Origin of the sequence: Stenotrophomonas sp. RIT309 (genome assembly GCF_000632045.1) — a bacterium.
GTDB classification, from domain to species: domain Bacteria; phylum Pseudomonadota; class Gammaproteobacteria; order Xanthomonadales; family Xanthomonadaceae; genus Stenotrophomonas; species Stenotrophomonas indicatrix.
Map to the genome: position 1 here is coordinate 1 of NZ_JFYS01000035.1, position 13007 is coordinate 13007.

Genomic DNA, 13007 nt, shown 5'->3' on the forward strand with positions numbered 1-13007 from the left:
GAAGCGGGTCGCTTCGCTCTGGTGACGACCAACGGACGTCACCCACCACAAGCAGAGAACGTCGGATCCAAGGCAGTCCTTCCTGGGAAAGTCTCATCCACGCATGGCGTGGATCTACTTGTCGCCATCCATGGCGCCAACGCCCCTGCATGGCCCACCCGCCCGACCTCTGACAGTCTGCGTGTGCGTCCAGCCACGGAAAAGAAGGAAAAACAGAAGCGGGTCGCTTCGCTCTGGTGACGACCAACGGTCGTCACCCACCACAAGCAGAGAACGTCGGATCCAAGGCAGTACTTCCCCGGAAAGTCTCATCCACGCATGGCGTGGATCTACTTGTCGCCATCATGGCGCCAACGACCTCTGACAAATTCCGTGCGCGTCCAGCCACGAAAAAGAAAAAGGAAAAGCAGAAGCGGGTCGCTTCGCTCTTGTGACGACCAACGGTCGTCACCCACTACAAGCAAGACACGTGTCGACCAAGGTCGACACCCACCAACAGCAGTGCAGAACGCCGACACGGCAGATCGCGGGAACCTGTCGAAGGCGGGGTGGCTCAGGTTGCGGGGGCGTGAGCGCCATGGATGGCGCGACCGAGGCTACAGGGACGTACTTGCGCCGTCCCCCGCAACCTGAGCCGCCCCGCCACCCCACGGATAGCCAGCTTCTGACGTTGACGTTGCTTCTGCGGGTGCAGGGCGGCAGCCCTGCAAACAAACCCCACCCTCAGTAACGAGGACGGCCTTCTTCCAGCACCTGGCGCAGGAACGGCACGGTGATCCGCCGCTTGGCCGCCAGCGACTCGCGATCCAGCCAGTCCAGCAGCGTGATCAGCCCACCCAGCTCGCGCCCGGTGTGCGACAGCAGCCACTCGATGGCGGCCTCGTCGATCGCCAGCCCTCTGCGCAGCGCGCGCTCGCGCAACACCGCCGCGCGGCCTTCCTCGTCCAGCGGCTGCAACAGCACGCGCACGCATTGGCCCAGGCGCGAACGCAGGTCCGGCAGCACCAGGCCCAGTTCGCCCGGCGACTTCTGTGCGGTGTACAGCACCGTCACGTCGGCAGCGCGCGCGCGGTTGTGGAAATCGAACAACGCGATTTCATCCTCACGATTGCCTGCCACCGCATCCAGGCCATCCAGCGCCACCAGCTCGCGCTGCTCCAGCCCTTCCAGCGCCACCCGCACCCGGCCGACCACGCTGGCCAGCGGCACATAGGTCGGCAGGCGCCCGGCCTGCTCGGCGCTGGAACACATCGCCAGTGCCTGGTGGGTCTTGCCGGTGCCGGCCGCGCCTTCCAGGTACACCCAGTCGTGGCTGGCCCCTACCGCGATGGCATGCAGCTGCGCCAGCGCGCCGTCCGGCGCGCCGATGAAGCTTTCCAGCCGCTGGTCCCGCGGGTAATGCAGGGCCAGCGGAAGTTGCGGCACACCAATCACTTCAGTTCCGGACCCTTGTCATTGCCAGGCACGATGATATGGGGCTGGTCGATCACACCATCAAGCACGATCGCGGGCTTCTCGCCGGCGTACAGCTCACTCTGGCGGTAACGCTGGTGCGCATAGCGCAACAGCACATTGCTGACCGCCGCCACCGGCAGCGCCAGCAGCATGCCCAGGAAGCCGAACAGCTGGCCACCGGCCATCACCGCGAAGATCACCGCCACCGGGTGCAGGCCGATCTTGTCGCCGACGATGCGCGGGGTCAGCACGTAGCTCTCCAGCAGCTGGCCAACGGTGAACACCACGCCCACCAGGATCAGCAGTTTCAGGTCGAACCCCTGCGCCTGTACCAGCGCAGCCACGATCGCCATCAGGATGCCGGTGGTCGCGCCCAGGTAGGGAATGAAGCTGATCAGGCCGGCGATCAGGCCGATCAGCAGGCCCAGCTTGAGCCCGACCAGCGACAGGCCACCGGCGTAGATCACGCCCAGCGCCAGCATCACCAGGAACTGCCCGCGGATGAACGCACCGAGCACCTCGTTGGATTCACGTGCCAGCGTGGTGATCGTGCCGATCTGGTTGCGCGGGATCACCGATGCCACGCGTTCGACCAGCTTGTCCCAGTCACGCAGGAAGTAGAACGCCAGGATCGGCAGCAGCAACAGGTTGACCACCCAGGTCACCACCGTGAAGCCCGAGCGCGATACGTAGCCCATGAAGGTCGTAGCGAACCCGCCGGCCTGCTGCCAATGGCTGCGTACCCATTCGATCACACGGTCCGGATCCATCCACTGCATCACTTCCAGCCCGGTCTTCTGCTCGAACCAGGGAATGCCCTTCTCCATCAGCCAGGCCTGCGCCTGCGGAGCCGCGGCGATCAGGGTGCTGATCTGGCGCTCGATCATCGGCACCAGCACCAGCAGCAGCGCGACGATCACCAGCACCATTGCCACGAACACCAGCACCACGCCGGTCATGCGCGAGCGGCCGGTCGCTTCAATGCGGTCCACCAGCGGATCGCCCAGCCAGGCCAGCGCCAGCGCCAGCACGAACGGCGTCAGGATCGGCGCCAGCAGCCACACGACCCAGCCGATCAGGCCGGCCAGCAGGATGAACTTCAGCCGCCGCAGGAACTGCGCGATTTCCGCTTCCGGGGACAGGATCATCGCAGGCGGTACTCATTGCTGACCGGCGCCGGTGCCGGTGCACCGGTCGTATCGTCGATCGGCGTCGGCAGGGCCGGCAGTGTCGCCGACGGCACCAGCACGCCGTTGTCGCCGAGCATGCGGTTGAAGCCGGCCAGGCCGGTGGTCATTTCCAGATTCAGTTCCAGATGGTCGGCGGTCGCGCGCAGCGGGGTGACGTTGCGCACCACGGCCACTTCACGCAGGCCGGCGGCCAGGCGCAGGTATTCGTCGGCGCTGTTGATGCCGGTCACCACCACGCGGTAGGTGCCCGCCTGGCCGGTGGCCGCACCGGCCTTGGCGTAACGCTTGACCAGCGCGTCGGCAGCGCCATCGGCACCGGCGGCCATCGCGCGCATGGCGTTGGCGTCCTTGCTGGTCCACTTGTTCAGTTCCCGGCCGTTGTCGACGAACACCCAGTCCGCCTGCCAGCCGCCATTGGCGCGGTAAAGCTTGCCGATCAGCTGCATCGGCGGCGAATAGCGCGACGAGGCCCGGGCGACAGCAGCGCTGTCCTGGCGCCAGATGGCACCGGCCAGGGCCTGCTCGGCGGCGCCTCCACTGGGCAGGCCGAGCTTGTAGCCGCGCTCGATGGCCCGGCTCAGCAGCGGCCGCGCAGCATTGGCCTGCTGCACGCTGACCAGGCGCGGACCACTGCCGTCGTCGACGGCCAGCCACAGCACCGGCTTCGGCCGGGGCTGAGGCCACAGCGGAAGGCCCAGGGCCGACACCAGCCCGTCCACGTCATCCTCGCGGAAGCGCGCGACCAGCAGGGTACGGAAGCTCGGCGCACCGCTGGCGCCCACGCTCTGGTCCTGCTTGTAGTCGTAGCTGGCCACATAGTCCTTGGCATTGCGCAACGCCTGCGCCACGCCGGGGCGCGACATGACGCTGCGATCGCCGGACAATTTGCCCAGTACAACGCTCAACGCGCGGGCAAGTGCACCGTTGCGATCAGCCTCGGCTTGGCTGTTGACGGGCACTTCGGCCTCGTACGCACCACTGGCAGTGGCAACATCCCCCTCGGTTCGCATGCCGCTCTGGGCCATCGTGGCCACCGGCAGGCACAGCGCAAAGAGCAGGGTCAAAAACAGGCTGCGGCGCATCAGGACATCCATTGGCTCGACGTATCCGGGGGGAATTGTTGCCCGAATACGGCCTTTGCGCCAATGCGGCCTGTTAAAATCGGCGATTCAACCCCTGCCAGCGCCGACGCCCGTGACCAACAGCCCGTCTTCCGCCCCTTCTCCCCTCACCTACCGTGACGCGGGTGTCGACATCGACGCCGGCAACGAACTGGTCGAGCGGATCAAGCCCCTGGTCAAGCGCAGCTTCCGTCCGGAGGTGATGGGCGGCCTGGGTGGCTTTGGCGCCCTGTTCGACCTGTCCAACAAGTACCGCGAACCGGTGCTGGTGTCGGGCACCGACGGCGTCGGCACCAAGCTGAAGCTGGCCCACCAGCTGAACCGCCACGATACGATCGGCATCGACCTGGTCGCCATGTGCGTGAACGACGTGCTGGTGCAGGGAGCCGAGCCCTTGTTCTTCCTGGACTACTTCGCCACCGGCAAGCTGGACATCGACACCGCCGCCGCGGTCGTGGGCGGCATCGCCAATGGCTGCACCGAGGCCGGCTGCGCCCTGATCGGCGGCGAAACCGCCGAGATGCCCGACATGTACGCGCCGGGCGAGTACGACCTGGCCGGCTTCACCGTCGCGGCCGTCGAAAAGAGCGAACTGAAGGACGGCGCAAATGTCGCCGCCGGCGACGTGCTGATCGGCATCGCCTCGTCCGGCCCGCACTCCAACGGCTATTCGCTGGTCCGTCGCATCTATGACCGCGCCGGCCGCCCGGCCGAGCTGGAACTGGAAGGCGGGGTCAAGCTGGTCGATGCGCTGATGGCCCCCACCCGCCTGTACGTCAAGCCGATCCTGTCGCTGCTGAAGTCGCACGGCGATGCCATCCACGGCATGGCTCACATCACCGGTGGCGGCCTGACCGAGAACATCATCCGCGTGGTGCCCGAAGGCCTCGGCCTGGACATCCAGGCCTCGTCGTGGACCCTGCCGCCGGTGTTCCAGTGGCTGCAGAAGGAAGGCGCGGTGGCAGACAGCGAGATGTGGCGCACCTTCAACTGCGGCATCGGCTTCGTGCTGATCGTCGCTGCGGACCAGCTCGAGGCCGTATCCGCTGCGGTCAAGGCGGAAGGCCTGGAGCACTGGACGATCGGCCAGGTGGTCACCGCCCAAGGCGGCGAACGCGTCCACATCGCCTGATCCACTGGACAAAGGAACCCGCATGGACGCACCTCCTCCCTTGTCGACGCCGCCGGCTCCGCCGGTGCTGCCGCCGAACCCGGCCGTGCCGGTGTTCGGCCCGCAGGACGCCACCCAGCTGCGCCAGCTGGCGATCGGCCACTATGTGGTCGCTGGCCTGATGGCGGTGTTCTCGCTGGTCTTCGTGCTGCACATCGTGCTGGGCATCGCCATGCTGTCCGGCTCGCTGCCGATGAAATCTGGCGGTGAACCGTCATCGCCGGAAGAGCAGCAGTTCGTCGGCTGGCTGTTCACCGTGATGGGCGTCTGCATCGTGCTCGGCGGGCTGACCCTGGCAGCCTTCGTGGCCTATGCCGGCCGCTGCCTGTCACAGCAGCGCCGCTACCTGCTGTGCATGATCGTGGCGGGGCTGGCGTGCCTGTTCACCCCCATCGGCACCATCCTCGGCGTGTTCACCCTGGTCGTGCTGCTGCGCCCGCAGGTGAAAGCCGCCTTCGCTGGCCAGGCGGGTGTGGCATGAGCGATGGCATGAACCCACCGCCGCTGCCACGGCAGACCCTGGCCGACCTGCAGACCGCAAGCCACCTTCACAACCTGAAGATCCTGTTCTACGCGCTGGCCGGCTTCCATTGGCTGGCAGCGCTGGTCTTCCTCGGCTTTGTCGGCATCGTCGCCTTCGAACGCGGAATGGACGACGGCGCGGTGCTGGCGACGGTGTACGCCGCGGTGTCGCTGCTGGCCATCGGCTTGGGCTTCCTGCAGCTGCGCACCGCGCGGCTGCTTGGCCAGCGCAGCCACCTGGCCTGGTGTCGCGGCGCGGCCTGGGCAGCGGTGATGGCCGGCCCACTGGGCATGGCCCTGACCGCCTACGCGGTGTATTTCCTGCGCAAGCCGGAGATCGCCGCCCTGTTCGACCGCGGCGACCACGTCAGCGTCTGAGCTGGCAAGCGCATGTTCCGTCTCTTCTGCTGATCGCCCCGACATGTCCACGCCCGCTGCCTCCACGCTCGCCCGCAACCGCGCCACCCACTCCCTGTCGGCACCGAAGAAGGCCGCACTGGTCGCGGTGCTGGGCATCTTCGCCGCCACCTGGATCCATCCGCTGTGGCCGCTCGAGCAGACCCTGCACAGTTCGCTGACGGTGATCGGCCTGCTGGCCCTGTGGTGGGTGGACCGGCGCTGGCAGCTGGGCAACGGCGCGTTCATCGCCATCTGCGGCTTCATCGCCATCCACTGCGTGGCCGCGCGCTGGCTGTACTCCAACGTGCCGTATGACGCATGGCTGCAGTCGCTGCTCGGGTGGTCGCCGGACGCAGCCTTTGGCTGGCAGCGCAACCACTTCGATCGCCTGATCCACTTCCTCTATGGCGTCTGCTTCACCCCCGCATTGCTGCAGCTGGCGCGACATTCCTGGCCTGCGCTGCGCATCGGCCAGGCATTCACCCTGGCGGTGATGGCGGTGATGTGTTCCAGCCTGGTGTATGAGTGGCTGGAATGGGGCATCGCCCTTGCCCTGTCGCCGGAAGCGGCTGAGGCCTACAACGGCCAGCAGGGCGACATGTGGGACGCGCATGCGGACATGCTGCTGGCGACCCTGGGCAGCCTGTTGCTGTGGCCGCTGGTACGCCGGAGCGTGGTGCGATGAGCATCCGCCGAATCGCGGTGCTGGCATCCGGGCGCGGCAGCAACCTGCAGGCCATTGTCGACGCCATCGCGGCAGGGCGACTGCAGGCCGAGATTGTCGGCGTGTTCTCCGATCGTCCCGATGCGACCGCCCTGGAGCGGGTGGCAACGGATCGACGCTGGGGGCATGCGCCGAAGGAATTCAGCAACCGCGCCGCCTACGAGCAGGCGCTGGGTGATGCGCTGGCAGCATCCACGCCGGACTGGATCGTCTGCGCCGGCTACATGCGCATTCTGGGCGCCGATTTCGTACAGCGGTTCAATGGCCGCCTGGTCAACATCCACCCCTCGCTGCTGCCGCTGCACAAGGGCCTGCACACCCATGCACGGGCGCTTGAGGCCGGCGATAGCGAGCACGGCGCCAGCGTGCACCTGGTGGTGCCGGAACTGGATGCCGGCGCGGTGCTGGCGCAGGCCCGGGTTCCGGTGCTTGCCGGCGACGATGCGCAGACCCTGGCCGAACGCGTGCTTGCGGTGGAGCATCCGCTGCTGATCGCCACCCTGGAACTACTCTGTGCAGGCCGCCTGGCTGAACGGGAAGGCCAGCCGATGTTCGACGGTCACCCCCTGTTTAGCCCCTTGGCTCTAGATTCCGCCGGAAACCTGAACCGGTAACGCCCGTGCACACGCCCCGCTGACTGCGGGGCTGGCATCCTGCTCCCCTCCTGCGGTTCCTGTCGGCCATGAAGACCACGTCCCTGCTGCGTACAACTCTGCTGCTGCCGCTTGCCGTCCTCGCCTGTGCGGGCTGGGGCCAGGCAACAGCGCCCGCTGCGCCGGCACCTGCGGAGGTGGCGCCGCCGGTGTTACCTGCACTGGCCTGGGAGCCGCCGCCGCTGCAGCCGTTCAGCGCGACCTACCAGGCGTTCTTCAAAGGCAAGGAAGCAGGCGATGCGACCATGCAGGTCACCCACACCGGCGGCAGCCAGTGGCGGGTGGACATGCAGGTGGTCGGCCGCCGCGGCTTTGCCAGCGTGCTGGGCCTGAACATCGAGCAGAGCACGGTGTTCGAGGAGCGCAGCGGTGTGTATGCGCCGCTCAGCCAGAGCACGGTGCGCAAGGGCCTGTTCCTGGGCAAGAAGGCGGTCGGCACCTACAACTGGCAGGCCGGTACCGCGCAGTGGAGCGGCGACGTGGAAAAGAAGCGCGCCCAGCCGATTCCACTGCAGGCCGGCGACCAGAGCGCGTTGCTGATCAACCTGGCGATCATGCGCGACGCCCGTCCCGGCGCGGCCATGCACTATCGCTACGTCGACATGGGCAAGGTGCGCCAGCACGATTACCAGGCCGCGCCGCAGACCGAGAACGTCGAGGTCGGCGACCTGTCCTACAACGCGCTGCGGGTGTATCGCACCAACGGCGGCAACAATGAAACCATTCTCTGGATCGCCAACGGTGTCCCCACCCCGGTGCGCATCCTGCAACGTGAAGACGGCGAAGATCGCGTCGATCTGCGCCTGATCGAATACCAAGGAGTCTGAGCATGAACACCCTGACCCGCCCCCTGACCTGGATCGCCGCTGCCGCACTGTCGGTGGCCAGCCTGCCGGCCATGGCCCTGCAGCCGTTCAAGGCCGACTACCTCGCCAGCTACATGGGCATGCAGGCCAATGGCAGCATGACCCTGGCCAGCGAAGGCACCAACAAGTGGCGTTACAGCCTGCAGGTCAAGAACCAGCTGGCGGACCTGAGCCAGACCACCGTGTTCGAGGAAGTGCGTGGGCAGTTGCGTCCGCTCAGCAGCCAGGACCGCTCTGCGCTGCTGGTGAAGAAGCGCAATGTGCAGGCCAACTACAACTGGACCAGCAACCAGGCCACCTGGACCGGCGACATCAAGCCGGACCGTGCCGGACCGATCGCCCTGAAGGCCGGCGACATGGACGCGCTGCTGATCAACCTGGCCATCGCCCGCGACCTGGCCGCCGGCAAGCCGCTGACCTATCGCATGGTCGACGAAGGCCGCATCAAGAACATGACCTACCGCGTGGTGGGCAAGGAATCGGTCACCGTCGGCGGCAAGAGCTACGAGGCCACCAAGGTCTCGCGCACCGACGGCAACAAGGAGCTGATCGCCTGGATCGTGCCGGAGTTCCCGGTGCCGGCGCGCATGCTGCAGCGTGAGAGCGGCCGCGATGCGCTGGACCTGACCATCAAGGCGATGAACTGACCGACCGCGCTGCGCGCTCGCCGGGCATGGCCCGGCGCTACCGCCCAACGTCGATCCACGCCATGCGTGGATTCATGCCCCGCACACAAAAACGCCCGCTTTCGCGGGCGTTTTTTCATTTCTTCGTTTCTTCCGCCGGCTTGAACTCGGTGCGGCAGTCGACCCGGATCTGCTCGCCCGTGGATCGGCGCACGAACGTGCGGCAATGGCGGTTGCCGTCCTGGCTGTCGTTCACCGCAACCGCGTAGAACGACTGGATGATCTCGTCACGGCTTACCGTGCCGTCGCCATTCCAGTCCATGTCCTTCTGCTCGATGCCCTTGGTGATGGCGATGTTGGCGTACCAGGCATAGCCCAGCCACGCCAGCACGATCAGCACCAGCACCAGCAGCGCCTTGCGGCGACGGCTGAACCTGCCGCGCAGGATCATGCGGCCACGCGCCGGATGGTGGCGCCGAGCGAAGACAGCTTTTCTTCGATGTTTTCGTAGCCGCGATCAAGGTGGTAGATGCGATCGATGGTGGTATCGCCATCGGCCATCAAGCCGGCCAGGATCAGCGACGCGGACGCGCGCAGGTCCGTTGCCATCACCGGTGCACCGCTCAGGCGCTCGTGACCACGCACGATGGCCGTGTGGCCTTCCACCTGCACATCCGCGCCAAGGCGCAGCAGCTCGTTGACGTGCATGAAACGGTTCTCGAAGATCGTTTCGTTGATCACGCCCACGCCGTCGGCCACGCAGTTGAGCGCCATGAACTGCGCCTGCATGTCGGTCGGGAACGCCGGATACGGCGCGGTGGTCAGGTTGACTGCCTTCGGCCGCTTGCCGTGCATGTCCAGGGTGATGCTGTCTTCGGTGGTCTCGATGGTCGCGCCGGCTTCCACCAGCTTGGCCAGCACCGCGTCCATGGTGTTCGGGCGCGCGCGGTTGACGGTGACCTTGCCACCGGTCATCGCTGCAGCCACCAGGAAGGTGCCGGTTTCGATGCGGTCGGGCAGCACTTCATGGCGACCACCGGACAGGCGTTCGACGCCTTCGATGACCAGACGGGCGGTGCCCAGGCCTTCGATCTTCGCGCCGAGAGCGATCAGGCAATGCGCCAGGTCGGTGACTTCCGGTTCCATCGCCGCGTTGTCGAGGATGGTGGTGCCTTCGGCCAGCACTGCGGCCATCAGCACGTTCTCGGTGCCGGTCACGCTGACCATGTCGAAGGTGAAGTGGCCACCCTTCAGGCGCTTGGCGGTGGCCTTGATGAAGCCGTTCTCGACCACGATGTCGGCACCGAGTGCCTGCAGGCCCTTGATGTGCTGGTCGACCGGGCGCGAACCGATCGCGCAGCCGCCGGGCAGCGATACTTCGGCGGCGCCGAAACGGGCCAGCAGCGGGCCCAGCACCAGGATCGAGGCGCGCATGGTCCTGACCAGCTCATAAGGAGCCACATGCTGGTTGACCGGACGCGGGTCGACCACGATCGCGCTGCCACGCGACAGCGTGCCCTGGTCGATGGTCACGTTCGCGCCCAGTTCGCCCAGCAGCTTCACCGTGGTGACCACATCGTGCAGATGCGGCACGTTGGTGATCTCCACCGGCGCATCGGCCAGCAGGGTCGCGCACAGGATGGGGAGGACGGCGTTCTTGGCGCCGGAGATGCTTACTTCACCGTGCAGCGCAGCGCCGCCGGTCACAACGATCTTGGCCATGTATTGGGGATCTTCTGCGGTTCAGCCGGCTTCGGCCGGGGTCACGGTTTTCAGTGCGAGCGCGTGGATCGCGCCGCCCATCAGGTCACCCAGAGTGGCATACACCATCCGGTGGCGGGCCAGCGGCAGCTTGCCGGCAAAGGCCTCGCTGACCACGGTCGCTTCGAAATGCACGCCATCGTCACCCTGCACGTCGGCGCGGGCGCCGGGCAGGCCGGTTTCGATCAGATTGCGGATGGTGTCGGCGTCCAACGGGCTTTCCTAATAAAATGTGCGTCCATTCTACTTCCGCTGCGTGGCGTCCGCATGGCCGAATCCCTGTTGCCCCCCCGTTCCGCCGACCCTGCCGCCCTGGTCGCCAGTGGCCGGCGTGTGTTCGAGATCGAACGGCAGGCGCTGGACGCCGTGGCCGACCGCCTCGGCGATGCCTTCCAGCAGGCCTGCCGGGCGATCCTGGGCAGCCGTGGCCGGGTGGTCGCCACCGGCATGGGCAAGTCCGGCCATGTGGCACGCAAGATCGCCGCCACCTTGGCCTCCACCGGCACCCCGGCGTTCTACGTGCACCCGGGCGAGGCCGGCCACGGTGACCTGGGCATGATCACCGAGGACGACGTGGTGCTGGCCCTGTCCTATTCGGGTGAATCGGATGAGCTGCTGATGCTGCTGCCGGTGCTCAAGCGCCAGGGCAATGTGCTGATCGCCATGACCGGCCGCCCGCAGTCGAGCCTGGCCAGCGCCGCCGATTTCCACCTGGATGTGAGCGTGCCGGCCGAAGCCTGCCCGCTGGCGCTGGCGCCCACCTCCAGCACCACCGCCTCGCTGGCGATGGGTGACGCGCTGGCGGTGGCCCTGCTGGATGCGCGCGGCTTCACCGCCGACGATTTCGCCCGTTCGCACCCGGCCGGCAGCCTCGGCCGCCGCCTGCTGCTGCACATCACCGACGTCATGCATACCGGCGAGGACCTGCCCAAGGTCGATGTCGGCGCCAGCCTCAGCGAAGCGCTGATGGAGATGAGCCGCAAGCGCCTGGGCATGACCGCCGTGGTCGACGACCAGGGCGTGCTGATCGGGCTGTTCACCGACGGCGACCTGCGCCGCGCCCTGGACACCGACCTGGACGTGCGCACCGCCAGGATCGCCGATGTGATGACCCGGCAACCGCGCACCATCAGCGCCGACAAGCTGGCGGTGGAGGCTGCGCGGCTGATGGAAACCCACAAGATCACCGGCCTGATCGTGGTCGACAGCCAGGGCCGCGCGGTCGGCGCCCTGAACATTCATGACCTGTTGCGGGCGCGGGTGGTTTAACCGACAGTCCGTAGACCCCATTCAGTCTGTACCAACGAGCCCGCAACCACCGAGTCCGATGCCCTGATGCCCTGGTCCCCCCTGCCCGCCTTCCCCACCCACCTGCATGCCGTGGCGGCCGGTATCCGCCTGGCCTGCTTCGACGTGGACGGCACCCTCACCGACGGTCGGCTGTACTACGACAAGGATGGCAATGAGAGCAAGGCGTACTTCGTGCAGGATGGCCTGGGCCTGAAACTGCTGCAGCAGCACGGCATCCACCCCGTGCTGATCACCGCGCGCAACAGCCAGTCCGCGCTCAAGCGCGGCGCCGACCTGGGCATCGACACCCAGATTGCCGTCGGCGACAAGCTGGCCAGCGTGCAGGCGCTGTGCGCCCAGCACGGCATCGGCCTGGAGCAGGTGGCCTTCATGGGTGACGACCTGCCCGACCTGGCGCCACTGGGCGCGGTCGGCCTGGCGGTGGCTCCGGCCAATGCCCATCCGTGGATCGCCGAGCGCGTGCACTGGATCACCCGTGCTGACGGTGGCCGTGGTGCCGCGCGCGAGCTGTGCGACGTGCTGCTGGCCGCGCAGTGCCGCGTGGACGCCGTGCTGGCGAGGTTCGGCGCATGAATGCCCCCACCCTGAACTGGCGGATGATCCTCGGCGTCGGCCTGCTGCTGGCCGCCCTGCTGAGCAGCTGGGCGGCGCTGCGCAACCGCGAAAAGGCACCTGCCGTCGAAGGCCAGGACGCCGGCGTGGACTACATCCTGCACGATTTCCAGATCGTCGCCCTGGACGAACATGGCAAGGAATCGACCACCCTGCGCGCGCCCCTGCTGGAACGCCAGCGTGGTGACCAGACGCTCAACATCATCACGCCGCTGTTCGAAATGCCCGACAAGGATGGCAAGCACTGGACGCTGCGCGCCCAGACCGGCTGGCTCAGTGCCAAGGGCGACGAGATGAAGCTGCGGGGCAACGTCGCCGGCGACAGCCCGGCCGGCCCGGGCGTGGTCCCGACCACCTTCCGCACCGACCACCTGGATGTATTCCCGAAGGACAACCGCGCCCGCACCGATGCCCTGGTGACCATGACCCGGCCCGGCATGGAGCAGTCCGGCGTCGGGTTCGAGGTGGATTCGAAGAACAACACGTATCATTTCCTCAGCCAGTCCAAGGGCCGTTACACGCCCAAGCGCTGATTCCGCCGCCCGCCCGCGACGTCTTCCCGACAGGCGCGAAGCCGGCAGCCCCCAATCTCCATC

Annotated in this window: 17 protein-coding genes; 11 read left to right on the top strand and 6 right to left on the bottom strand. The window is 67.1% G+C overall.

Annotated features, from left to right (window positions below; all coding sequences use genetic code 11):
* Window positions 1-240: hypothetical protein (locus BW38_RS22125; RefSeq protein ID WP_235189989.1), on the top strand; the 240-nt coding region annotated here is incomplete at its 5' end.
* 483 nt (window positions 241-723) lie between these two features.
* Here BW38_RS22125 and hda read toward each other — a convergent pair.
* Genes hda through BW38_RS04115 form a run of 3 tightly spaced genes read right to left on the bottom strand, consistent with a single transcriptional unit; the run spans window position 724 to window position 3727 of the window.
* On the bottom strand, window positions 724-1431 hold the full coding sequence (gene hda / locus BW38_RS04125) for a DnaA regulatory inactivator Hda (protein WP_032977533.1): 708 nt from the start codon (window positions 1429-1431) through the stop codon (window positions 724-726).
* Window positions 1431-2603, bottom strand: coding sequence for an AI-2E family transporter (locus BW38_RS04120; RefSeq protein WP_032977517.1), 1173 nt, complete (start codon window positions 2601-2603; stop codon window positions 1431-1433). Before BW38_RS04120 ends, hda begins: the two co-directional genes overlap by 1 nt.
* A complete protein-coding gene (locus BW38_RS04115) occupies window positions 2600-3727 on the bottom strand; it encodes a DUF2066 domain-containing protein (protein ID WP_235189990.1) in 1128 nt (375 codons plus the stop codon). Before BW38_RS04115 ends, BW38_RS04120 begins: the two co-directional genes overlap by 4 nt.
* Window positions 3728-3839: 112 nt before the next feature.
* Between BW38_RS04115 and purM the strand changes: the two genes are divergently transcribed.
* From purM to BW38_RS04080, 7 genes are all read left to right on the top strand, one after another.
* Complete coding sequence (purM, locus tag BW38_RS04110; RefSeq protein ID WP_032951578.1) at window positions 3840-4898, top strand: phosphoribosylformylglycinamidine cyclo-ligase; 1059 nt, start codon at window positions 3840-3842, stop codon at window positions 4896-4898.
* Window positions 4899-4920: 22 nt separating this feature from the next.
* Window positions 4921-5418 carry a hypothetical protein gene (locus BW38_RS04105; RefSeq protein WP_032977520.1) on the top strand — a complete coding sequence of 166 codons (498 nt, stop codon included), beginning with the start codon at window positions 4921-4923 and terminating at the stop codon, window positions 5416-5418.
* Window positions 5415-5837 carry a hypothetical protein gene (locus BW38_RS04100; protein WP_032977522.1) on the top strand — a complete coding sequence of 141 codons (423 nt, stop codon included), beginning with the start codon at window positions 5415-5417 and terminating at the stop codon, window positions 5835-5837. Before BW38_RS04105 ends, BW38_RS04100 begins: the two co-directional genes overlap by 4 nt.
* Before the next feature lie 94 nt (window positions 5838-5931).
* Window positions 5932-6543, top strand: a complete 612-nt coding sequence (locus BW38_RS04095) for a DUF2238 domain-containing protein (protein ID WP_170919604.1) — start codon at window positions 5932-5934, stop codon at window positions 6541-6543.
* On the top strand, window positions 6540-7196 hold the full coding sequence (gene purN, locus BW38_RS04090; protein ID WP_025874009.1) for a phosphoribosylglycinamide formyltransferase: 657 nt from the start codon (window positions 6540-6542) through the stop codon (window positions 7194-7196). The genes BW38_RS04095 and purN overlap by 4 nt, the downstream gene beginning before the upstream one ends.
* 68 nt (window positions 7197-7264) lie before the next feature.
* On the top strand, window positions 7265-8062 hold the full coding sequence (locus BW38_RS04085) for a DUF3108 domain-containing protein (protein ID WP_025874010.1): 798 nt from the start codon (window positions 7265-7267) through the stop codon (window positions 8060-8062).
* A 2-nt stretch (window positions 8063-8064) separates the two neighbouring features.
* On the top strand, window positions 8065-8748 hold the full coding sequence (locus BW38_RS04080) for a DUF3108 domain-containing protein (RefSeq protein WP_032977526.1): 684 nt from the start codon (window positions 8065-8067) through the stop codon (window positions 8746-8748).
* Between the two features lie 115 nt (window positions 8749-8863).
* Here the strand turns inward: BW38_RS04080 and BW38_RS04075 are convergent, their stop codons facing one another.
* Genes BW38_RS04075 through BW38_RS04065 form a run of 3 tightly spaced genes read right to left on the bottom strand, consistent with a single transcriptional unit; the run spans window position 8864 to window position 10701 of the window.
* Window positions 8864-9178, bottom strand: coding sequence for a hypothetical protein (locus tag BW38_RS04075; RefSeq protein WP_032977527.1), 315 nt, complete (start codon window positions 9176-9178; stop codon window positions 8864-8866).
* Complete coding sequence (gene murA / locus BW38_RS04070) at window positions 9175-10449, bottom strand: UDP-N-acetylglucosamine 1-carboxyvinyltransferase (protein WP_025874013.1); 1275 nt, start codon at window positions 10447-10449, stop codon at window positions 9175-9177. The genes BW38_RS04075 and murA overlap by 4 nt, the downstream gene beginning before the upstream one ends.
* Window positions 10450-10470: 21 nt before the next feature.
* On the bottom strand, window positions 10471-10701 hold the full coding sequence (locus tag BW38_RS04065; protein ID WP_025874014.1) for a BolA family protein: 231 nt from the start codon (window positions 10699-10701) through the stop codon (window positions 10471-10473).
* A 54-nt stretch (window positions 10702-10755) separates the two neighbouring features.
* On the opposite strand from BW38_RS04065, the gene BW38_RS04060 reads away from it, so the two are divergent.
* From BW38_RS04060 to lptC, 3 genes are all read left to right on the top strand, one after another.
* Window positions 10756-11757 carry a KpsF/GutQ family sugar-phosphate isomerase gene (locus tag BW38_RS04060; RefSeq protein WP_025874015.1) on the top strand — a complete coding sequence of 334 codons (1002 nt, stop codon included), beginning with the start codon at window positions 10756-10758 and terminating at the stop codon, window positions 11755-11757.
* Window positions 11758-11823: 66 nt separating this feature from the next.
* Window positions 11824-12372, top strand: coding sequence for an HAD hydrolase family protein (locus BW38_RS04055; RefSeq protein WP_032977529.1), 549 nt, complete (start codon window positions 11824-11826; stop codon window positions 12370-12372).
* Window positions 12369-12944 (top strand): LPS export ABC transporter periplasmic protein LptC, encoded by a 576-nt coding sequence (gene lptC / locus BW38_RS04050; protein ID WP_032977531.1) that lies wholly within the window; start codon window positions 12369-12371, stop codon window positions 12942-12944. The genes BW38_RS04055 and lptC overlap by 4 nt, the downstream gene beginning before the upstream one ends.
* Window positions 12945-13007: the final 63 nt, after the last annotated feature.